Source organism: Methylosinus sp. shoA, from assembly GCF_059718125.1.
Window position 1 is genome coordinate 585,100 of record NZ_AP046091.1, and the last position, 20,335, is coordinate 605,434.

Below are 20,335 nucleotides of genomic sequence, written 5' to 3' on the forward strand. Positions count from 1 at the left end.
CGGAAATGGAGCGCCCCGGGCAGCCGACGGAGCTCGCGACTGCATGTGATGCTGACGGATCCTCTCTCGAGCTATGTCTCCGGAGCGACCGTCGCAGTGACAGGCGGCCGGCTATTCTTGTAAATGGAAGCCGATCGGCACGGAATTCAGAGCCGGCCGGTCTAGAGGCATGGCGACAAGACCGCCACCGGGAACAGCGACCATATGGCCGCAACGAGAGCGGCCGCCGCCAGCGTCACGCTGATCTCGGCCGCGAAGGGCGATGCCGCGCCGAAGCGCGGCGTGCGCAGCGCGAGCAGCAGACCGAGCTGCGCCAGCAACGCCGCGCCCCATGCCGACGCCAACGCTAACCGGAAGAGTGAAGCCTCGCCGATTTTCATCGCCTGCCAGCCTTCCTCGCATGCGAGTCCGTGCAGGCCATAAACTCCGCTGAAGCAAGCGAGCCACAGAAGAAACGCACTCGTGATGCGGAGGATTTCCGTCATGCCGCAAGACCCGGCAGAGGCGCCACGCAGAGACAGATCAACGTGACGAAGGCCGCGTAGTCGATCCAAAGGCGCACGATTTCGAAGCCCGACCTCCGTGAAGCCGAGGTGTAGCCGCACCGAACCCTGAGCATGAGAAAGCCGGTCATGAGAACGACAATGGTTACATGAATCAGCGCATAGGCCCCGATCACGTAAATCGTCGCGCCATAGGCGTGGTCCAGGAGGCTGTGCGCACGCGAGAGAAGCATTGCGAGCGCCGCCATCGCCGCCGACGCGCCGGCGAGCGTAACGAACAAGCCGATCAGAGGCGAGGATCCGCGCATGTTCGCACGCGCGGCGAACCGGATTCCGGCGACGCCGGCAACTGCGCCGGCCAGTCCCGGCAGGAGTTCGCCGACAGAGGGCGACAGCCATCGAGACGGAGGCCAGCCAGGCGCAACGGTCGACAGAAATGCATAGCCGAAAACGAGCGACCCGAAGAAGACCGCGTCGGCTGCGAGAAGGAAAATCGAGCCCCACCAGCCGGACGAACGGTCGATTTCGACCGCTCTCGGGAGCCACAGTCCCCGCCCGGCGTCCTGGGGCCCGCGATCTACGACATCGCCCTGGGACCAAGCCCAGCGCAGCGCGAGCGCAGCTACGCAAGACAGAGCCGGAGGCAGGATCCAATAGGCTCTCGTCAGCACAGCGAGAAAAGCCGCTCCAGTGGCCGCGGCGAGCGCGACGGGCAGTATCGTGTTGCCCGGAAAGATCGCCAGCGCCTCCGGCCTGCCGCTGGCGACGTCGACCATCAATATCTCGCGCAGATTCCCCCGCGGCTCGCCGAGATAGCCCTCGCCGCGCGCGATCCGAACCGCGAGGTCTGGATCCGTGGCGAGCGGATCGCGCGACTCCACCTGCGGCAGACTCGCGAAATTATATGCGGCGGGCGGCGTGGGCATGGCCCATTCCAACGTCCCCGCCTTCCAGGGGTTCCGAGATCTCCGGGTCGCGAGCAGCACATGCAGGACTATGTCGATGAGCGCCATCGCGAAGCCGATCGCCAGAATGAAACTGCTCATCGATGAGAAAAGATTCACCGGACCCCAGCCGTCCTCCTCGGCGTAGGTCGAGATCCGTCGCCGCTGGCCCAGAAGCCCGATCCAGTGCATCGCGAGAAAGGAGCCGTTGAAGCCCACGAAAATGAGCCAGAACGCCATTTCTCCGATGCGGAAGAATCGCTTGCGGCCGGTGACGTGCGGAAGCCAGTAGTAGAGCCCCGCGAGCATCGGCAGCACGAAGCCGCCGATCAGCACATAATGCAGATGGGCCGTCACGAACGCCGTATCATGCGCCTGCCAGTCGAACGGGACGATGGCGACCATCACCCCGGTGAGACCGCCGATCACGAAGGTGAAGAAGAAGCCGACGATGTAGAGCATGGGCAATGTGAGCTGCGGCCGTCCCTTCCAGAGGGTTCCGATCCAGGCGAAAATCTGGACCGCCGTCGGCGCCGCCACGAGCGTCGACGCTGCGGAGAAGAAGGCGAGCCCCATATGCGGGATGCCCGTCGCAAACATGTGATGCACCCAAAGTCCGAAGCTCGAGAACGCCAGAGCGACGGCCGCCGCCACTACCCAGCGGTAGCCCAGCAGCGTCGTGCGCGCCATCACGGGCAGCACGGTCGAGATGACGCCCGCCGCGGGCAGGAAGATGATGTAGACCTCCGGATGGCCGAAGAGCCAGAACAGATGCTGCCACAGCAGCGAGTTTCCGCCGAGGCCGGCTTCGAAGAAGGGAAATCCGAAGGCGCGCTCGAGTTCGAGCAAGATCGAACCGAGGATCAGCGGCGGAAAGCCCATGAGGATCATCAGAGCGGTGACCAGCGCATACCAGGCGAAGATCGGCATGAGATCCAGAGACATGCCGGGCGCACGAAACTTGAGCACGGAGACCACGATCTCCACCGCCGCTCCAATGGCCGATATCTCCACGAATGTGATGCCGACGAGCCAAAAGTCCGAGTTGACTCCGGGGGAATGCGCTACCGAAGAGAGCGGCGGATACATGAACCAGCCGCTGTCGGGAGCGACGCCGGCGAGCATCGCGAAGACCAGCATCGAGGCGCCGAAGGCGTAGCACCAGAAGCCATAGGCGGTGAGACGCGGATAGGCGAGATCGCGAGTTCCCAGAAGCTTTGGCAGCAGATAGACCGACGCGCCCTCGAACAGCGGGATCGCGAAGAGGAACATCATGATCGTTCCATGCATCGTGAAAATCTGATTGTAGACGGCGGGGCCGAGAAAGGCGGAATGCGCCGTGGCGAGCTGAGCGCGAATCAGCATGGCGAGCACGCCGGCCACGAGGAACAGGAACATCGCGACGACGAGGAACATTCGTCCGAGATCATTGTGGTTCACAGTCGTGAAAAAGCCTCTCCATCCCGGCTCCGAGGACCAGATGAGAGTGAAGGCGCGGTGACGCGCCAGCGCCTTCATTCGGGCGCTCCGCCGAGGAAGGCGTCCCAGCCGGCGGCGTCGTGGGCGATCACGGTAAAGGCGTTGCCGCTGTAGCCCGTTCCACTGAATTCCGCATCGACCCCGCGGTATTCTCCCGGCTGCGCCGCCTCGATCCTCAGGACGTTCGTCTGCCCCGGCACGGCGTCCAGCTTGCCGGCGAGACGCGGCGCCCAGAAACTGTGGATCACGTCGACCGAGGTGATCTGCACGTCGACGGGGCGTCCGGCGGGAATGTGCAGCACGCCCCGGGTGCGCCGTCCTTCGGCGTCCGCATAGCCGAAGCTCCAGGACCATTGCCGCGCTTCCGCGCGGACAGTCACAATGTCGTTCCCGCCGCGAGGCAGAAGCGCTTCGCCGATCGCGAGTCCGTGGATGAGGAGCGCTGCGAGGACAAAGAGGGGAAAGGCGACGCCAAGCCCTCGAATCCAGAAGCGCTCGCGCCGATCATCATCCTGATGCTCGGCCGGCGGTCGGCGGAAGGCCGCGAAAACCAGGGCCATCACCAACGCCAGGATCGCGAGCGCTCCCGCCAGCATCGTCCACCAGAGCGTGGCGATGCGCTCGGCCGCCGGGCCTGCGGGATCGACCGCGGACAGCCGCCCCGAGCAACCGGCCAGCACGATGGGCGTTAAGCATGTGAACCAGCGCAAGGACGAAGACCGATGGCCCGAGAGCAGATCGACGTCCGAGAGAACGTCCTGATCGACCCGATCCAGCAGCATCCGGAATTTCACGAAACGGAATCGAAGGTCGCTGTGCTCGGACATCCGATTCACGCGATGTCCGTCGCTTTTCCGATCGCGCTGACCTTTGTCCTGTTCTGCGCCGATCTCCTGTACTGGTGGACTGGCGACCCGTTCTGGGCGCGGGCCGGCATATGGTCGGCCGGCGGCGGATTCTTGCTCGGCCTCTTCGCGGGGTTGTCCGGCGCCGCCGAACTGCTCCTCGTGCCGGGAATTCGCGCCCGAACCGCGGCATGGACTCATTTTATCATCGCCGTGCTGCTTCTCGCCCTTCTCGGCGCGAACTGGGGCTACAGGCTGTGCGATCATGAAGACGCGGTGCTGCCATACGGCCTTCTCCTGTCCGGCGTCTGCGTGGTCGTGGTCTCGGCGACAGGCTGGCATGGCGGCAAGCTCGTGTTCGACTATCGGCTCGGAACGGCGAAGGGGAGGTGACGCTCCCTCGGTTCGGTCAGCCAGGACGGGAAGGCTATCCAGGCAAGGTTTGGCTTGGCGAGCACGAGAAAGAGGATCGCCACGATCAGGGTGAACGCCAGCACGGTGAGCGCCGCGGGATGTGGGGGCCGGCGCCGGCCGGCGGTTTCGCCGACGATCACGATTTGATGGCCGATCCAGCCATGGAGAGCGACCAGAAATCCGACGAAGACCAATTTCGCGAACATCCATGGCGTGAAGACTTCGCGCAGGAAGACGAGCATCGTGCCAGTGGTCACTGCCAGCACCGCTGCGGGCGTCACGCCGAAGGAATAGGCAAAATGCGTGTAACGGCGGATGCGTGCGTAATCCGCCTGCCCGCTGGCGGGGTCGTGGCGCGTGAGCATGAGCGGCAGCGCGATCACGCCCGCGCACCAGATCGCGAGCATAGAGATATGCGCCGCTTTCAAATGTGGGACGATCGCCTCGAGCCATTCGATCATGGCTCGACGCTCTCGGCCCGGGCCCAACCGCGCCGGAAGAGGATCGTCGCGATGACGGCGAAGGGAATGCCGCTCGGCGCCCACATGAGGAGGCCGCCGAGCTGCTGATCCATCAACGGCGAAAACCCCCAGGCCAAAGGGGCCACGGCATGCGCCGAATAAAGCGGCGCCGGAGCGAATGTCAGCACCGCGCCGAGAAGGCCCATCTGGCCGTACGCCGCGACGACGAGCGGCGTCCCGGCCACAACAGAGGCTGCAGGCGCGAGGATCTCTCGCCAGAACCATACCGCGCTCCCGAGGAGCGTCAGCTGCATGATCCAGTAGACGCCCTTGTGTGACAACGCAAAGTCATATGCGGCAGGCGTGTGCCAAGCCCAGAGCACGACCGCGAAGGCCGCGAGGGATGGAACGGCCGCGCCGGCCTTGCGCGCCGGAAAGGTCGTCGCGATGAGAGGCGCCGCAACCGCGACAAGCAGCAAATGATGCGTCACACGGGCTGCGAACAGCGCGGACGACAGCGCGCAGAGCGGCGACACGAAGGCGATGATCAGAGCGCCGATCGCAGCCGAACCAGCTCGGCTACGCCCCAGGACGATCGCGCAAGCCGTCAGCGCGACCAGAAGGACAGGATCGAAGTTCCAGCGCAGCAATATTTCGGCCGGCAGCGGCGCAGAGCCGCAATAAACACCATTCATCGACGACTCCGGCGTTGCTCAGGCCTGCGAGCAAGGAACGTTGCCGAGGCGTTTATCGTTCCACCGCAGGCGCGGGTCCCGGCCGCGACGAGTGCGCGCCTTCGGCGCGGCGCTACGCGACAGCCTCACGGTTTCCGGCGTGAGGCTTACTTTGTCGTGGCCGCGGCAAGAACGGGATTACCCCCTCCCCGACCACACCGGGCCCGGCACATCACGGTCTACATCACCATCACCGCCAGGGGTGCGGCGGGAAGAGCACGCCGAACGGATCTTCGAAGGAACCATGGCGTCCTTCAGGCCGACGAATATCGGGCCACTAGCCACCCATGATCTTCAGCGCCCGCAGGATGCTCTTCTTGCCTCGCAGTCCCTCGATGAGCAAACCCCGTATGACGCCCGTATGGTCGCGAATGAATTCGATGACATTGCCGGAGTCGTCGATGAAATGCATGGTGTCCATCGGCGTCAGAGGAGCAGGGTCGCCGTCGCCACGCCGCCGAAGCCGGCACAGGCCATCGTCTCGCCGCACGATCCGAAACGGAGGCTCTTCGTCCCGGCCGTATCGGGCGCCGGACACAGTGAAGGAATCCTGTACGGCATAGACGCCGGCGCGTTCGTCCAGTTCGGCGGTTGTCAGTTCTATCGCCGGAACGCTGACATGATCGGCGAAGCCGTCGCTCCATCCCTCGGCCAGCGCTACCGCCCGACGAGCTTCGGCGTTGAGCGCCGAGCCATTGCTGCCATTGGAGAAGATGACCACGCCATTGCCCGTGGCGAGATGGCCTTCCATCAAGGCCATATAGGAATCATTCGCGCCCTCGTGCGAAAAGCGCCGCTCCCGCCCTCGGCCGCTCAGCATCGGGCCCAGTCCGAAGTCGCCGGGATCGACTTCGCTCATCATCTGCCGCGCGAGCGGGCCGCTGAGGAAGGCGCCCTGTTCGCCGCGATAGGATCGAATGAGCGCGATCACCAGTCGCGCATAGTCCGACGGCGTGGTCCAGAGTCCGGAGGGCGCCGTTTCAGGCATGCTCTCATAGCCGCGCGGGAGCGCGCGGGGCCGCCCGTCCGGCCCATGCGCCTTGGCGATATTGCCGTGAGAGGGCGGGAGAGGATTACGATAGGTGCTGCGCGTCATGCCGAGCGGCTCGAATAGATGGCGCTGCGCGGCGGTTGGAAAATCGAGGCCCGTCGCTTCCTCGACGATCAACTGCTCGACCATCGTCCCTCCGCCCGAATACTGAACGCGCGCGCCCGGCGTATAGACCACGCGGATCGGCTCGTTTTTCGCGGGCGGACGGCCCTGCAGCACTTCCTTGGTCGTGGGCAGCGTCTCGCCCGGCTGAAAATCGGCGAATCCATGCACGGAAAGGCCGGCCGTGTGCGACAGTATTTCGCGCAACGTCACGGGACTGGCGGCCGTGTAGGGATTATCGGGAATCTTCCATCCCTCGAGATAGACGTTCACATCCCGATCGAGGTCGAGTCGCCTGGCGTCGACCAGGCGCAATGTCACTGCGGCCGCTCCCACCTTGCTCACCGAGCCGACGGAAAAGACGGTCTGCGTGTCGACTTTTTCCTCGCCGCCGGCCTGCAGCACGCCATAGCCGCGCGCCCAGGCCAGTGCGCCATTGCGGATCACCGCGATGCTGAGGCCGGGAACCTTCCAGTGCGCCATTCGCTCTTGCAGTGTCCAGCGCTCTTCCGGCCTCCCTTCCACGCTCAGCGCCGAGCGCAACGAAGTTTCGAAGATTCGGATTTTTTCTTCGTCGTTGTCCGCCGCCACGGACTGCGCGACGGTCGCCACCATTGCCGCGACGACGAGCGAGCATCCAAGATTTGAACGCATCATGCGACTCTGCCTTCGAAAATTTCAGGCGCTGTGACTATTTTTCCTCACGGACGACGAGTTCACGCATTCTGTCGGACGGTGGAGGATCTCGTGCTGCTGCGTTCTTTCGCCTTTTTCGCGGGTCCGGACGACTTTGCGCTCGCCTTCGGTTTCGATGGCTTTTCCGTCGCTTCGGACTTTTCGGGAAGAACGACCTGGGCATGGCGAGGAATGACCCGCGGAGAGTTCGGGTCCTTCTCGAAGAGGCGCTCTATATGTTTCAAGTCCTCGGCGAATATCTCGTAATACCGACGTTCGATGTCGCGATAGCGTGCGAGGAGTTCGGCGCCGGCGGGAGTGAGCGCCGCGCCGCCTCCGCGCCGTCCACGCTTGGCGACGATGATTTCGCCGAACTCGTTGTTGATGTCCTGCACGAGTTCCCATGTTCGGCGGTATGTCAGCCCGACGGCGACAGCGGCCTCTTTGATCGAACCGCTTTTTTCGATCGCCTCCATGACTGCCGAACGAACCGGTCCGATTGCAGCGCCGCTAGCGAATTCCAAGCGGATGAATGTCCAAATTGCCACTTGATGTCCCTTCGAGAATCGCTTCGAGCGCCGACAGTGTCTCATACGCAATGCGTAAATTGGAGGCAATTAAAATAGGAACATTGACATCATATTTTGAGTCGCTATATTCACTCGCCATATAGCGAAAATCTCGGAAGCGGGGCGATGAACGAGGCATGAGAATTCCTGGTTCCCGGCGTAATGCGGGCCGACTTCGATCGACCCATGGCCCGGAGGTTCGTCGTCACGAGGGGCTACACGATGAGCCGAAGGGCGATGCAATCGAACGTCCATTGCGCGAAGTGGGCGGAACCGGCGGCGGCGCGCAATCGAGAACACTTTCGTGTCGGCGCGCGGGACGACCTGACCCAATGAAGATATCGCGGCGCGCCTGATGGATGGATTCGCTCGACGGCATTGGTCGAGATTCATCTAGTCGCCCAGGCGGCCAGGCGCGCCCGAAGACGGCTGCGTTCTCCAATTTCATAAAACGCTTCGAATCTTGTGCGTCGCCGACTGGTGTCGAGCGAATGGGTCGAACTGCGCGCAAAGAGGACCGCAGCGAAGGGATCCTCATGCGTCATACAAAAACGGGGCGAACGGGAAATGACGGTAAGACATCTACTCCTCGACACGAGTGCGATCTGCGTTCTACGTTGCATGGGATATGGATCGCTCGCGCTACTCGCGATCGGTGAACCAGCCTACGCGGAAGATCCAACACTGCTGCCGCCGATCGACGTGGCTGCTAGCCGGGAGCCGACATCAAACAAGAACGCAAAGCCGAAGGAAGGTAGCGCCGAGGCGGGCTACAAGCCCGAGACTGCGAAGACGACTGGTCCCTGGGGCGACAAGCCGATTCTCGACACGCCCTATTCAATCCACTCAACGTCGTCGGAACTATTGGAAAACATGATTTCCGGCTCGACGGATCAATTCTTGAAATTCAACCCGCTCATCAAGGCGCAATGGCCGTCGACATACGGAGCTTTTCTGTCGACCTCGTTGAGGGGATTCGCTTCCGGCGAGGTGGCTCGTGATGGCATTCCCGTTCGCTACTCTTGGCTGAGTTCGGATGTCGAGGACCTCGACCGTATCGAGGTTTTGACCGGGCTTTCGGGCTTTTTGTATGGCTCCGGCAATGTCGGCGGAATGATCAATCAAGTCAGCAAGCGACCGACGAAGGAACCGTTGGCCGATTTGACCGGCGGAAACTACGGAGGCAGCCAGTATTTCGTACATGCCGATCTGGGCGGCCCCATCGATAAGGAAGGGCAGTTTGCATACCGATTGAATGTTCTGAATACCGATGGGAATTTGGCTGTAGTCAATCAGTCGCTAAACAGGAAGCTGATCAGCGGCGCATTGGACTGGCATGTCACGGACAATCTTCTGTTTCAGATCAATGCCGCTCATAGTAAGTATAAGCTGTTTGGATCAAATGGATATTTTGCTATGTGGGGAATAAAACAGTTTCCATCTGCGTATAATTTCGATAATAAAAGATCATTGACTCCAGGATGGGGATACTATACAGTCAATGCGAATCGTATTGGATTTAATACCCGTTGGGATGTCGATCATTCGACGACGTTGCGTGGTGGATTTCTTTATATGGAAGAAAGAAAAAACTCTGCGCAGCCAACTGCGCTATGGATTCAGCCAGATGGAAAAGTATGGCTAGGCAATAGCAAAACAGCCGACGCTTTGAGTACGAACACCGGCGGATACGCCTATTTAGACAGGATGTTCGAGACATTTTCTATAGATCATAAATTAACTTTCGGATTAAATTTCAGCGGCTATGAATTATGGCCACACAAGGATGATTTCATCTATGGCGAAAAGCTTTATTCTAGCATTCAAGAGGCCATGAATGCTCCAGAATATCCTTTGCCGGCTCTCGGGATCAAGCCTCGCTATCTTCAATCTAAGTTCGATAACACGAATATACTCGTCGGCGACGACGTCAGAATCAATGACCAGCTCTCCGCGCTCATCGGCGTCAATTACTCGATCATGTCGGCGAAGTCCTACAGCGCGACGGCAGGTCTGACGAGCAAATATGACAAATCGGCGTTCACTCCGTCATTTTCGCTCGTCTACAAGCCATGGAGTAATATTTCGACCTATGGCACCTACATGGAATCCATGGAGCAAGGACCTATAGTTTCGGACAGCGCTGCCCCGACCTATACGAATGGCGGTCAGGTATTGGCGCCGACGATCAGCAAACAGATCGAGTTCGGAGCAAAAGGGGAGATCGGCGGCGCCCTTGTCACTGCGGCGATATTCGAGATAGACAAAGCGAACAACTACGACAAATATAACGCAGACGGCACGCGCACGCTGACCCAGGACGGAAGGCAGGTCCACAAAGGGATCGAACTGACCGCCACTGGCAAGATCACGGACGACCTGACGGTCGTCGGCGGCGCCACTTTCCTCAATGCACAAATCAAGAAGAGCGATGCTTCTGCAGCAGAAGGGAAAATCCCAACGGCAGTGGCGAGAAACAAGGCGTCGATCTACGCGGAATATCGTCTGCCGTTTTTGGACGGGCTCTATCTGACCGGTGGGGTGAGCTACACCGGGAATATCTATCTCGACACAGCCAACGAGCACACCGTTCCGGCCTTCATCATCGGAGATGTCGGATTACGTTACGAGACCAAGATATATGACAAGACCTTTATCGCTCGTTTGAACGTGTCGAATGTTAACGACGAACACTATTTGATCGGCTCCGGCCCGATTGTCACGATGGGCCAGCCGAGGGCTGTCAGCTTTTCCGCAACGATCAAGTTCTGAACACGAACGATCAAGTTCTGAACACGACAGAGGGAACGATGGAACAGATGGATCAAGGCCTCACCGGGCACGACCAGATGGCGGGAGCCGGCGTCTACATTCGCAATTTGCCCTGGCTTCACGACAATCCGGTCGCGTTCTTTTTTCGCGAGGTGCAGGGAAAGCTGCTCAGGCACGTCGTTCGCGAGAAGGTGACCGCCACCGGCTGGTCGATCGATCTCCTCGGCGATTTCGTTCGCCAGCTCGAGGCCAGCGAAAGCCAGGAGGGGTATCGCAAGTCGTGGCTGTTGCGACACGACGACTATCTCGTCACTCTGGTCGAGCTGGTCGACGGTCTGGCGGAGATCATCACCGCCGGGCGGGATTACGCCGCGGTCGAGCAGACCTGCTTCGCCATCGCCAAGCAGGTCGCTACGGACAATAAGGAGGTGGTGCCGATCACCTTTTGGGCGACCGATCCCGAAAAATTCCCGATCCCGATGATGCGTAAGCTCGAAGCGCCGCGATGGGCCGAGCTGTCGGGAAATTATGATACGTCGGTGGTGGACGGGATGGAGCGGCTCTTTGCGCTCGACAAATGTCCGCAAGAACGCCTGATCCTCTGGCACGGGCCGGCCGGCACAGGAAAGACGCATGCGTTGCGCGCCCTCTTGCGTGAATGGCAGGGCTGGTGCGACGCGGCGTTCATCACGGATGCGGAGCGATTCATCGGCGGCTCGCCGAGATATCTCTTCGAGGTCGCGAATTTCAGAGGCGGCCGAACCGCAAGCGAGGCGAACAGGCGCAGCAAGCTCATCATCCTGGAGGATGCCGGCGAGCTGATGACGACGGAAGCGCGCGCGACCACCGGCCAAGGTCTCTCGCGACTGCTGAACTTGACCGACGGGCTGATGGGGCAAGGTCTCGAGGTCATGGTGCTGATCACCACCAATGAGCCGCTCAGCTCGATGCATCCCGCGGTCATTCGTCCAGGCCGCTGCCTGTCCGAAATGGAGTTCGGCGCGCTCTCGACGCGCACGGCCAATCGTTGGTTGCGCGATCAAGGCTCCGGGGTCGTCGTCGACGAGCCGACGCCATTGGCGCAGCTCTACGCCATCGTCACCGGCCACGTCAGGCGATGAAGCCGTATCGAGCGGGGAACGCTGGGCCTCGGGACAGAGTGGCTGAACAGGTGAGAGCATTTTCTGAAATGCGCTCTGGGGTCCGAGCATGATGCGGCTGCCGGCCTTGTTATCGGGCGGCCTGGCGTTTATCGCGCTCGTGCTGGGACTCTTTCCGGCTACCGTAGGCCAGAGGGCGGCGTTGGCGCCGAGCGCGCTGGTCATCGAAGAAATGGACGGCCGCAAAGTCGGCTTCGCGCGCCGTCCCGAGAGCGTGGCGATCTATCCGCCGTTTCAGGTCGCCTTTGCCGCGATCGACGGAACGATGGATCGGCTCGCATCCATGCCCGACTATATTCGTTCGGAGATACGGAAGACGGCGATAGAACGGATTTTTCCTCGATTGGAGAGTCTGCCGTCGAGCGGACGCTTCGCTTTCCCGGAGCCCGAACGGTTCTTGCATTTGCATCCCGACGCAGCCGTCGTCTGGAAGTCGACCGGCGACGTTCTCGAGAAGGTCGGCGTTCGAGGCGTCGTCGAGTTCGATTACTCGGACGAAGACTACAGGACCGCACGGCTGCGAATATGGCGCCTCCTCGGGGTCCTCGCCGGTAAGAGCGAGCGCGCCGAAGAACTTTTCTTGCCGCTTCGGCCGATCAACTCGCCGACGTCGGGAGTCGACGGAAAGCCGACGACCGTCCTCTGGGCATGGACTTACGGCGACAATCATTGGGCCTTCGTGTCCGCGCGCAGTCATCTGAATGACTTCATTCGATCGGCAGGCGGCGTCAACATCGCCGGCGGCGCGGCGTTCAGCCTCAATGCCGGCATCGAGCAGATCATTCGCTATGATCCGGAGGTCATTCTGCTGGACCCGCCGACCGACGCTCGCAGCCCTATGCCGCAGACGCTCTACGACGCTCCGGCCTGGCGATCGCTGCGCGCCGTACGCGGTCGTCGAGTATATACCATGCCCAGGTATTTCATGAACAATCCTGCCGTCGACGAGCCGCTGCTCGTGACGTGGCTCGCGGAAGTTCTCCATCCCACTGCGGCGACACCACGGATGACGCGCGCGGCCTATCGAGAACTCTACAAGAAGGCGTACGGCTACGACATGACGGAACGAGAAATCGATGAGATCCTGTTCATCGCCGAAAACCGCAATTCGTCGGGATATGCACGCTTTTCAGCAGAGATTCAGAACGTCCGGACGCCGGCTCGATGATGAGCCGGAGCCGCTGCAATCCTCGGCGCCGAGGGCGGCGGGCGCCACGGCATCGCGCTGTGGACGATCGGCTCATGCGTGTTCGAGCAAATTCCAGGCTCGTGCTCGAAACGCGTCGAGTTCTGTGCGCCAATGCGCCGTCATCGTCGAGCGCTCGACATCTCGAGCGTCGAGGCGCTCGAGATAGGCCGCATCGCTCGCTTCCGCGGTGGAAACGGGAATCGCGCCGGCGAGACGCCGCGCCTCGCCGATGCGCGCATTGCCGCCCGTGGGACCGAGCTGCGCCTCCGCGGCGCGTATGGCGCGCCACAACGACGTCACTTCCTCCTGCCGTTCGGCGAAGGCGGCGTCGAACAACATTCGGACGAGGCCCGGCCGCCGGCGCCCGAGATCGATGTCGTAATCGAAGACCGCGTCGGATCGCAGGCCGAACGGATCGACGAGATCGTCGGTCCTCGCCCGATAGGCGTCGGGGCGCGCCGGATGGCGGGCGCTGTCGGCGTCGAGCATCAGCCGCTGTCCCTCACAGGAGAGGGCGAAGTCGACGAAGGCCTTCGCCGTCTCGAATTTTCGCGTCGAGGCGGTGACCGCGATATTGCTCGGCAGAAAGGCCGTGCGGGCGGGATAGGAGAAAGCGATCGGCGCGCCATTGGCGCGGGCCGAAAGGGCGATGAAGTCGATCGTCAGTCCGATCGGCGCGGCGCCTTCCTCCACCGCGGCGGTCGGCCCGCTGCCGGACGGGACGAGGCGGGCGTTGGCGATGATTTCGCTCAACAGCGCCCAACCGCGCTCCCAGCCTTCGGCCTGCAGAATGACGTCATAGAGCGCAGGACCGTATCCGACCCGGCGCGGAATCGGCGCGACGATCTGATCGGCGTAAGCAGGGGAGGCGAGATCGCCCCATGCGCTCGGCTCCGGGAGGCCGCGCTCGCGCAGGAGCACGGGATCGAGCACGAAGCCGTAGCCTGCGATGTCATAAGCCTCGTAGGCGCCGGACGGATCGGACAATCTCTGGCCGCCGAGCCGTCCCGGCAGGACGGCGCGATCGACGGCGATGGCGCGCAGCGCCCCCTGGTCACGCAGAAGCGGAAAATTTCCCGAAGGCGCCCAATAGACGTCGACGCCGCCCTGGTCCGGATCGCTCAACAAAGCGAGAGCGTCGCGTGAATGCTTCCAGACGAACTGGACATGCGCGCCCGGATATTTTCTTTCGAACTCCCGCTCGTAGCGGGTCGTGAGCTCTTCCGGAAAGCTCGTCAGCACGATGAGCGGCGCGGCATCGGCGCGCGCCCGCGGCGATAGTCCGCAAGAGAGCGCGAAAGCCGCGGGCGCGGCGCCGATGAGCAAGCTCCGGCGTGTCGGAGAGGAAGGAATCAACGCCATGGGAGCCTCGCTATATCTTATGTTTACATGTCGATAGAGATATTGCGTTGCAGCATAAGGAGTCAATATAGAAGGAGCAGTGAATGTCGGCATCAGGCGCCTTTTCGCGCGTCACCTGCCCAAAAGACTTGCTCAATCGCAATATGTAAGGAGTGTATATAGAGTCTCGTTCCCGACCCGCCCAAAGCCGGCGTCGGGTGCGCCGCATTGTGTGGCGAGAAGGCGGCTTCGAGCGACTTATCGAGAATTTGAATAAAGAGGCGGACGGCGTGAGCAGACATGACGTGCATGACGTTCTCAAGTTCGAGCATCCGGGCGCCGGGCGCCGCCGTGGACGCGCGACGCCGAAAGGCCGTCAGATCGACCCGAACGCCGCGCATGAGATCGCCGAGCTTCTCGGCGACCGATCGCGCCGGCGCGACCTTCTGATCGAGCACCTGCATCTCGTCCAGGACACGTATCAGCAGATTTCCGCAGCGCATCTCGCCGCGCTCGCCGACGAGATGGGTCTCTCCTTCGCCGAGGTCTTCGAGACCGCGACGTTCTACGCGCATTTCGACGTCGTGAAGGAAGGCGATCCGAGCATCCCGCCGCTCACCATCCGCGTCTGCGATTCCATCGCCTGCATGATCCACGGCGCCGAGCGCTTGCTCGCGGAATTGCAGGCGAGCGCCGGCTCGGGAGTCCGTGTCGTTCGCGCGCCCTGCGTCGGCCGCTGCGACACCGCGCCGGTCGCCGAGGTCGGCCATTATTTCGTCGACGAGGCGACGACGGAAAAAGTGCTGCATGCGGCGCAGGACGGCCACACGCATCCGGACGTTCCCGAATATGTCGGCTACGACGCCTATGTCGCGCAGGGCGGCTATTCGCTGCTCGGAAAAATCCGCGCGGGCGAGTTCGGCGTCGACGCAGTGTTGGACGGGCTGGATCATTCCGGGCTGCGCGGCCTCGGCGGCGCGGGATTTCCGACAGGACGCAAATGGCGTTCGGTACGGGCCGAGAAGGGCCCGCGCCTGATGTGCGTCAACGGCGACGAGGGCGAGCCCGGCACGTTCAAGGACCGCTGGTATCTGGAGCGCGATCCGCATCGCTTCCTCGAAGGCATGCTGATCGGCGCGCATGTCGTCGACGTGACGGATGTCTATATTTATCTCCGCGACGAATATCCGGCGATTCACGAAATCCTGCGGCGCGAGATCGCGAAGCTCCCGACGGGCGGCCCGCAGGTGCATCTGCGCCGCGGCGCGGGCGCCTATATCTGCGGCGAGGAATCCTCTCTCATCGAGAGCGTCGAGGGCAAGCGCGGCCTGCCGCGGCAGAAGCCGCCCTTTCCCTTCCAGGTCGGGCTGTTCGGCCGGCCGACGCTCATCAACAATGTCGAGACGCTCTATTGGGTGCGCGACATTCTGGAAAAGGGCGCGGAGTGGTGGGCGAGCCACGGCCGCAACGGCTCCAAGGGGCTGCGCAGCTATTCCGTGTCGGGCCGCGTCAAGGAGCCGGGCATGAAGCTCGCGCCGGCCGGCCTCACCATTCGCGAGCTCATCGATGAATTCTGCGGGGGCATGGCGGAGAGCCATAGTTTCGCGGCCTATCTGCCTGGCGGCGCCTCGGGGGGCATTCTGCCGGCGTCGATGGGAGACATCCCGCTCGATTTCGGCAAGCTCGAACAATATGGCTGTTTCATCGGCTCGGCGGCCGTCGTCGTGCTCTCCGACAAGGACGACATCCGCGACGCAGCGCTCAATCTCATGCGCTTCTTCGAGGACGAGAGCTGCGGCCAGTGTACGCCCTGCCGCGTCGGCACGGCCAAGGCCGTGAAGCTGATGGAGCGTCCCGTATGGGACGAGGCGCTGCTCTCCGAATTGTCGCAGACGATGCGGGACGCCTCGATCTGCGGCCTCGGACAGGCGGCCTCCAACCCGTTGATGAGCGTGATCCGCTATTTCGGCCCCACGGTCGAACCGCGACAAGCGGCCGAGTGACGAAGCGATTTCGGATGGAAGCGATGACCGATAAAATTTCTTTCGAGCTCGACGGTCAAACGGTCGAAGCCGCGCCCGGCGAGACGATCTGGCAGGTCGCCAAGAGGCTGGGCACGGAAATTCCGCATCTCTGCTATTCGCCCGAGCCCGACTATCGGCCGGACGGCAATTGCCGCGCCTGCATGGTCGAGATCAAGGGCGAACGCGTGCTGGCGGCCTCCTGCATGCGCAAGCCGACGGCCGGCATCGAGGTCGAGACGCAGAGCGCCCGCGCCGTGACGGCGCGCAAGATGGTGATGGAGCTGATCGTCGCGGACCAGCCGCCGCGCGAGACGACACATGATCCGGCCTCCCGGCTCTGGGCCTGGGCCGAGAAGAGCGGCGTGACGACGAGTCGCTTCCCCGCGGCGGAGCGCTGGCAGGGCGACGCGAGCCATCCGGCCATGCGCGTCAATCTCGACGCCTGCATCCAATGCGGGCTCTGCCTGCGCGGATGCCGGGAAATCCAGGTCAATGACGTGATCGGCGTCGCCTATCGCAACCATCATTCGAAGATCGTCTTCGATTTCGACGATCCGATGGGCGAGTCGACCTGCGTCGCCTGCGGCGAATGCGTGCAGGCCTGTCCGACCGGCGCGCTGATGCCGGCGGCGCTGATCGACGACGCGACGCAGCAGCGTAAGTTCTATCCCGACCGCACGGTCGACTCGCTCTGTCCCTTCTGTGGCGTCGGCTGTCAGGTGACTTATCAAGTGAAGGACGACCGCATCGTCTACGCCGAAGGCAAGAATGGCCCGGCGAACCATAATCGCCTCTGCGTGAAGGGGCGGTTCGGCTTCGACTATATCCATCATCCGCATCGGCTGACCAAGCCGCTCATCCGCCTGCCGAACAGGCCGAAGAGCGCGGCTTCCCAGGTCGACCCGGCCAATCCCTTCACGCATTTCCGCGAGGCGAGCTGGGAAGAGGCGCTGGAGGCCGCCGCCGCCGGCCTGCGCCGCGTGCGTGATGCGCATGGATCGAAGGCGCTCGCCGGTTTCGGCTCGGCCAAGGGCTCCAATGAAGAAGCCTATCTCTTCCAGAAGCTCGTGCGCACCGGCTTCGGCTCCAACAATGTCGATCACTGCACGCGCCTCTGCCACGCCTCCTCCGTCGCCGCGCTCATCGAGGGCCTGAATTCCGGCGCGACGACGGCGCCGTTTCTCGCGGCGCTCGACGCCGAGCTCATCGTCGTCATCGGCTCCAATCCGACCAGCAATCATCCGGTCGCCGCGACCTTCATCAAAAATGCGGTCAAGCAGCGGGGCGCAAAGCTCGTCGTGATGGATCCGCGTCGTCAACTATTGTCGCGCCACGCCTGGAAGCATCTCGCCTTCAAGCCCGGCGCGGACGTGGCGCTGCTCAACGCCATGCTGCACACGATCATCACCGAAGGGCTGACCGACGAACAATATATCGCCGGCTATACGGAGAATTACGACGAGCTGCGCCGGCGCATCGTCGAGTTTCCGCCGGAGAAGATGCAGGATGTCTGCGGGATCGACGCGCAGACGATCAAGGAGGTGGCGCGCGCCTATGCGAAGTCGCGCGCCTCGATCATCTTCTGGGGCATGGGCGTCAGCCAGCATGTGCATGGCACGGACAATGTGCGCTGCCTCATCGCGCTCGCGCTCGTCACCGGCCAGGTCGGCCGGCCCGGGACCGGCCTTCACCCGCTGCGCGGCCAGAACAATGTCCAGGGCGCGTCGGACGCCGGCATCATCCCGATGGTCTATCCGGACTATCAATCCGTCGAGAAGGCGGAGGTGCGCGAATTCTTCGAAGAGTTCTGGGGACAGAAGCTCGATCCCGAGCGCGGGCTCACCGTCGTCGAGATCATGAACGCGATCCACGCCGACGAAATCCGCGGCATGTATATCGAAGGCGAGAATCCGGCGATGTCGGACCCGGACCTCAATCATGCGCGCGCCGCGCTCGCCAAGCTCGAGCATCTCGTCGTCCAGGATCTGTTCGTCACCGAGACGGCCTTTCACGCCGACGTGATCCTGCCGGCCTCGGCCTTCGCCGAGAAGACGGGAACCTTCACCAATACGGACCGCCGCGTGCAGATGGCGCGCGCGGTGGTGCCGCCGCCCGGCGACGCGCGTCAGGACTGGTGGATCATCCAGGAGGTGGCGAAGCGCGTCGGCTGCGATTGGAGCTATTCGGGACCCTCGGAGATTTTCGCCGAGATGGCGCAGACGATGCCGTCGCTGAACAACATCACCTGGGAGAGGCTGGAGCGCGAAGGCGCGGTGACCTATCCGGTCGACGCGCCGGACAAGCCGGGCAATGAGATCATCTTCGCCACCGGCTTTCCGACGGCGAGCGGGCGCGGCAAGATCGTGCCGGCCAATGTCTCGCCGCCGGACGAATTGCCGGACGCGGAATTTCCGATGGTGCTGTCGACGGGCCGCGTGCTCGAGCATTGGCATACGGGCTCGATGACGCGCCGCGCCGGCACGCTGGACGAGATCGAGCCCGAGGCGACGGCCTTCATGACGCCGAAGGATATGCGGCGCATGGGGCTCGCGCCCGGCGACTTCATCCAATTGGAAACGCGGCGCGGCGCGATCGAGGTGAAGGTACGCGCCGACCGCGACGTGCCGGAAAATTTCGTGTTCATGCCCTTCTGCTATGCGGAGGCGGCCGCCAATCTGCTGACCAATCCGGCGCTCGATCCCTTCGGCAAGATTCCGGAGTTCAAATTCTGCGCGGCGCGAGTTCGGCCGGCCTTGGCGCAGAATGCCGCGGAGTGAGCGTCGCCCGCGGACGTTTCGCGAAGCGTCCACGGATTATCTCAAAAGCGCATAATCGACGAAGCCGACCTTGTCGCCCGGCGCGACACGCTCGACGTCCTCGGCCAACTCCACGAGGCCATGCGTCCGCGTGAGCGATGTCAGCACCGCCGCTCCTTCGACCGGATATTTTTCGGCGATTGTATCTCCTGCGGCGTCCTTTCGCAGCGACACACGCACATATTCGCGCCGCCCTTTCTTTTTCTTATAGGCGAAGCCGGAGGTGACCGGCAGCGCGTGCGCCGGCTCGAAAGCCGCGCCTGAGAGCGCTGCGATCAGCGGCCGCACGACATGAACGAAAGTGACGAACACCGCGACGGGATTGCCCGGAAGGCCGACGAAGGGCGTTCCGCCGATCACGCCCATCGCCACGGGCCGCCCGGGCTTGATCGCCAGGCGCCAGAAGGCCAGGGAATCATCCGCCGTGATCGCCTTTTTCACATGATCCTCTTCTCCGACCGACACGCCGCCGGAGGTCAGCACGAGATCATGGGTCGCGGCCGCCTCGTGCAGCGCCGCACTGATGACATCCGGATCGTCGGCCAACACGCCGAGATCGACGACCTCGACGCCGAGACGTCCGAGCAGCGCATGCAGCAGGAAGCGGTTCGCATCATAGATCGCGGCCGGGCGCGGCGGCTCGCCCGGAGACAGGACCTCGTCGCCGGTCGAAAAGACCGCCGCTTTCAATCGTCGGCGCACGAGCAGCCGAGCGACGCCGAGCGCGGCGGCGAGGCCTATGTCTTCCGGCGCCAGACAGCGGCCCTTCGGCAGCGCTTCGTCTCCGACGCGAATGTCCTCTCCGCGCAGGCGACGATTGGCGCCGAGCGAGAGGCCGGGCGGAAGCGCCACGGAGCCGTCTTCGAGCAGGCGGCAATCCTCCTGCATGAAAACGGTGTCCAATCCCTCGGGTATGGACGCCCCGGTGAAAATACGCACGGCGGCGGCGGCGTGCTGCGGCGCCGGGGCCGGGGCGTGACCGGCCGCGACGCGATCGGCGATCGGAAGAATGGTCTCGGCGTTCAGCGTCAGATCGGAGAAGCGGACCGCATATCCGTCGACGGCCGAATTGTCGAAGCGCGGCAGATCGATCGGCGCCGCGAGCGCCTCGGCGAGGACGCGCCTTTCCGCCTCGAAGAGAGAGACGCTCTCGACGCCCTCGACGCATGGAATGCGCGCGAGCAACTCGACCGCCTCGTGGACGCGCATCGGCTTTTCGCCGGCGGAAAAACTGTCCTTGCCGAGCTGCGCCATTC

The 20,335-nt window shown here is 62.9% G+C and carries 15 protein-coding genes and 1 pseudogene; 7 read left to right on the forward strand and 9 right to left on the reverse strand.

Annotated elements, in window-relative coordinates:
• Positions 1 to 5: 5 nt before the first annotated feature.
• Positions 6 to 123 (forward strand): annotated as a pseudogene (locus AC6IW9_RS02760) (NAD(P)-dependent oxidoreductase); the annotation flags it as partial.
• Between the two features lie 38 nt (positions 124 to 161).
• On the opposite strand, the gene AC6IW9_RS02765 reads toward AC6IW9_RS02760, so the two are convergent.
• From AC6IW9_RS02765 to AC6IW9_RS02775, 3 genes are read right to left on the reverse strand one after another with little or no spacing between them, the layout of a single operon-like run.
• Positions 162 to 485 carry a hypothetical protein gene (locus AC6IW9_RS02765; RefSeq protein WP_497768883.1) on the reverse strand — a complete coding sequence of 108 codons (324 nt, stop codon included), beginning with the start codon at positions 483 to 485 and terminating at the stop codon, positions 162 to 164.
• Entirely contained in the window at positions 482 to 2,965 is a 2,484-nt protein-coding gene (ctaD, locus tag AC6IW9_RS02770; protein ID WP_497768885.1) for a cytochrome c oxidase subunit I, read from the reverse strand. Before ctaD ends, AC6IW9_RS02765 begins: the two co-directional genes overlap by 4 nt.
• Positions 2,962 to 3,720: a cytochrome c oxidase subunit II gene (locus AC6IW9_RS02775; RefSeq protein ID WP_497768888.1), complete on the reverse strand. Its 759-nt coding sequence runs from the start codon at positions 3,718 to 3,720 to the stop codon at positions 2,962 to 2,964. The genes ctaD and AC6IW9_RS02775 overlap by 4 nt, the downstream gene beginning before the upstream one ends.
• Here AC6IW9_RS02775 and AC6IW9_RS02780 point away from each other — a divergent pair.
• Positions 3,649 to 4,164, forward strand: coding sequence for a DUF2231 domain-containing protein (locus AC6IW9_RS02780; protein WP_497768890.1), 516 nt, complete (start codon positions 3,649 to 3,651; stop codon positions 4,162 to 4,164). The two genes, AC6IW9_RS02775 and AC6IW9_RS02780, sit on opposite strands and share 72 nt — an antisense overlap.
• Here the strand turns inward: AC6IW9_RS02780 and AC6IW9_RS02785 are convergent.
• The 4 genes from AC6IW9_RS02785 to AC6IW9_RS02800 all read right to left on the reverse strand — a co-directional run bounded on the left by AC6IW9_RS02785 (position 4,134) and on the right by AC6IW9_RS02800 (position 7,684).
• Positions 4,134 to 4,646 (reverse strand): CopD family protein, encoded by a 513-nt coding sequence (locus AC6IW9_RS02785; RefSeq protein WP_497768892.1) that lies wholly within the window; start codon positions 4,644 to 4,646, stop codon positions 4,134 to 4,136. The two genes, AC6IW9_RS02780 and AC6IW9_RS02785, sit on opposite strands and share 31 nt — an antisense overlap.
• Entirely contained in the window at positions 4,643 to 5,341 is a 699-nt protein-coding gene (locus AC6IW9_RS02790; protein WP_497768895.1) for a cytochrome c oxidase assembly protein, read from the reverse strand. The genes AC6IW9_RS02785 and AC6IW9_RS02790 overlap by 4 nt, the downstream gene beginning before the upstream one ends.
• Positions 5,342 to 5,657: 316 nt before the next feature.
• Positions 5,658 to 7,190, reverse strand: coding sequence for a serine hydrolase domain-containing protein (locus AC6IW9_RS02795; RefSeq protein ID WP_497768898.1), 1,533 nt, complete (start codon positions 7,188 to 7,190; stop codon positions 5,658 to 5,660).
• A 59-nt stretch (positions 7,191 to 7,249) separates the two neighbouring features.
• Positions 7,250 to 7,684: a winged helix-turn-helix domain-containing protein gene (locus tag AC6IW9_RS02800; protein ID WP_497768901.1), complete on the reverse strand. Its 435-nt coding sequence runs from the start codon at positions 7,682 to 7,684 to the stop codon at positions 7,250 to 7,252.
• Between the two features lie 660 nt (positions 7,685 to 8,344).
• Here AC6IW9_RS02800 and AC6IW9_RS02805 point away from each other — a divergent pair.
• The 3 genes from AC6IW9_RS02805 (at position 8,345) to AC6IW9_RS02815 (ending at position 12,877) form a co-directional block, all read left to right on the forward strand.
• Positions 8,345 to 10,549, forward strand: a complete 2,205-nt coding sequence (locus tag AC6IW9_RS02805; RefSeq protein WP_497768904.1) for a TonB-dependent siderophore receptor — start codon at positions 8,345 to 8,347, stop codon at positions 10,547 to 10,549.
• Positions 10,550 to 10,587: 38 nt separating this feature from the next.
• A complete protein-coding gene (locus AC6IW9_RS02810) occupies positions 10,588 to 11,670 on the forward strand; it encodes an AAA family ATPase (RefSeq protein WP_497768906.1) in 1,083 nt (360 codons plus the stop codon).
• Between the two features lie 181 nt (positions 11,671 to 11,851).
• Positions 11,852 to 12,877 (forward strand): ABC transporter substrate-binding protein, encoded by a 1,026-nt coding sequence (locus AC6IW9_RS02815; protein ID WP_497768908.1) that lies wholly within the window; start codon positions 11,852 to 11,854, stop codon positions 12,875 to 12,877.
• 72 nt (positions 12,878 to 12,949) lie between these two features.
• Here AC6IW9_RS02815 and AC6IW9_RS02820 read toward each other — a convergent pair whose 3' ends face one another.
• Positions 12,950 to 14,260, reverse strand: a complete 1,311-nt coding sequence (locus AC6IW9_RS02820) for an ABC transporter substrate-binding protein (RefSeq protein WP_497768910.1) — start codon at positions 14,258 to 14,260, stop codon at positions 12,950 to 12,952.
• Between the two features lie 269 nt (positions 14,261 to 14,529).
• Here AC6IW9_RS02820 and AC6IW9_RS02825 point away from each other — a divergent pair, with 269 nt between their 5' ends.
• Both AC6IW9_RS02825 and fdhF read left to right on the forward strand, forming a co-directional pair.
• On the forward strand, positions 14,530 to 16,242 hold the full coding sequence (locus AC6IW9_RS02825) for an NADH-ubiquinone oxidoreductase-F iron-sulfur binding region domain-containing protein (RefSeq protein ID WP_497768912.1): 1,713 nt from the start codon (positions 14,530 to 14,532) through the stop codon (positions 16,240 to 16,242).
• Positions 16,243 to 16,265: 23 nt separating this feature from the next.
• The gene (gene fdhF / locus AC6IW9_RS02830) at positions 16,266 to 19,040 is read left to right on the forward strand and encodes a formate dehydrogenase subunit alpha (RefSeq protein WP_497768915.1); all 2,775 of its coding nucleotides are present in this window, start codon (positions 16,266 to 16,268) and stop codon (positions 19,038 to 19,040) included.
• Positions 19,041 to 19,076: 36 nt separating this feature from the next.
• On the opposite strand, the gene AC6IW9_RS02835 is transcribed toward fdhF, so the two are convergent.
• Entirely contained in the window at positions 19,077 to 20,333 is a 1,257-nt protein-coding gene (locus AC6IW9_RS02835) for a molybdopterin molybdotransferase MoeA (protein WP_497768917.1), read from the reverse strand.
• Positions 20,334 to 20,335 lie beyond the last annotated feature (2 nt).

What these genes read in the sequence shown, in the direction of transcription:
- AC6IW9_RS02810 (WP_497768906.1), top strand. Translation starts at nt 10,588, where the DNA reads ATGGAACAGATGGATCAAGGCCTCACCGGGCACGACCAGATGGCGGGA.
- AC6IW9_RS02765 (WP_497768883.1), bottom strand. Translation starts at nt 485, where the DNA reads ATGACGGAAATCCTCCGCATCACGAGTGCGTTTCTTCTGTGGCTCGCT.
- AC6IW9_RS02835 (WP_497768917.1), bottom strand. Translation starts at nt 20,333, where the DNA reads ATGGCGCAGCTCGGCAAGGACAGTTTTTCCGCCGGCGAAAAGCCGATG.
- AC6IW9_RS02785 (WP_497768892.1), bottom strand. Translation starts at nt 4,646, where the DNA reads ATGATCGAATGGCTCGAGGCGATCGTCCCACATTTGAAAGCGGCGCAT.
- AC6IW9_RS02800 (WP_497768901.1), bottom strand. Translation starts at nt 7,684, where the DNA reads ATGGAGGCGATCGAAAAAAGCGGTTCGATCAAAGAGGCCGCTGTCGCC.
- AC6IW9_RS02805 (WP_497768904.1), top strand. Translation starts at nt 8,345, where the DNA reads ATGACGGTAAGACATCTACTCCTCGACACGAGTGCGATCTGCGTTCTA.
- fdhF (WP_497768915.1), top strand. Translation starts at nt 16,266, where the DNA reads ATGACCGATAAAATTTCTTTCGAGCTCGACGGTCAAACGGTCGAAGCC.
- ctaD (WP_497768885.1), bottom strand. Translation starts at nt 2,965, where the DNA reads ATGAAGGCGCTGGCGCGTCACCGCGCCTTCACTCTCATCTGGTCCTCG.
- AC6IW9_RS02795 (WP_497768898.1), bottom strand. Translation starts at nt 7,190, where the DNA reads ATGATGCGTTCAAATCTTGGATGCTCGCTCGTCGTCGCGGCAATGGTG.
- AC6IW9_RS02820 (WP_497768910.1), bottom strand. Translation starts at nt 14,260, where the DNA reads ATGGCGTTGATTCCTTCCTCTCCGACACGCCGGAGCTTGCTCATCGGC.
- AC6IW9_RS02780 (WP_497768890.1), top strand. Translation starts at nt 3,649, where the DNA reads ATGGCCCGAGAGCAGATCGACGTCCGAGAGAACGTCCTGATCGACCCG.
- AC6IW9_RS02790 (WP_497768895.1), bottom strand. Translation starts at nt 5,341, where the DNA reads ATGAATGGTGTTTATTGCGGCTCTGCGCCGCTGCCGGCCGAAATATTG.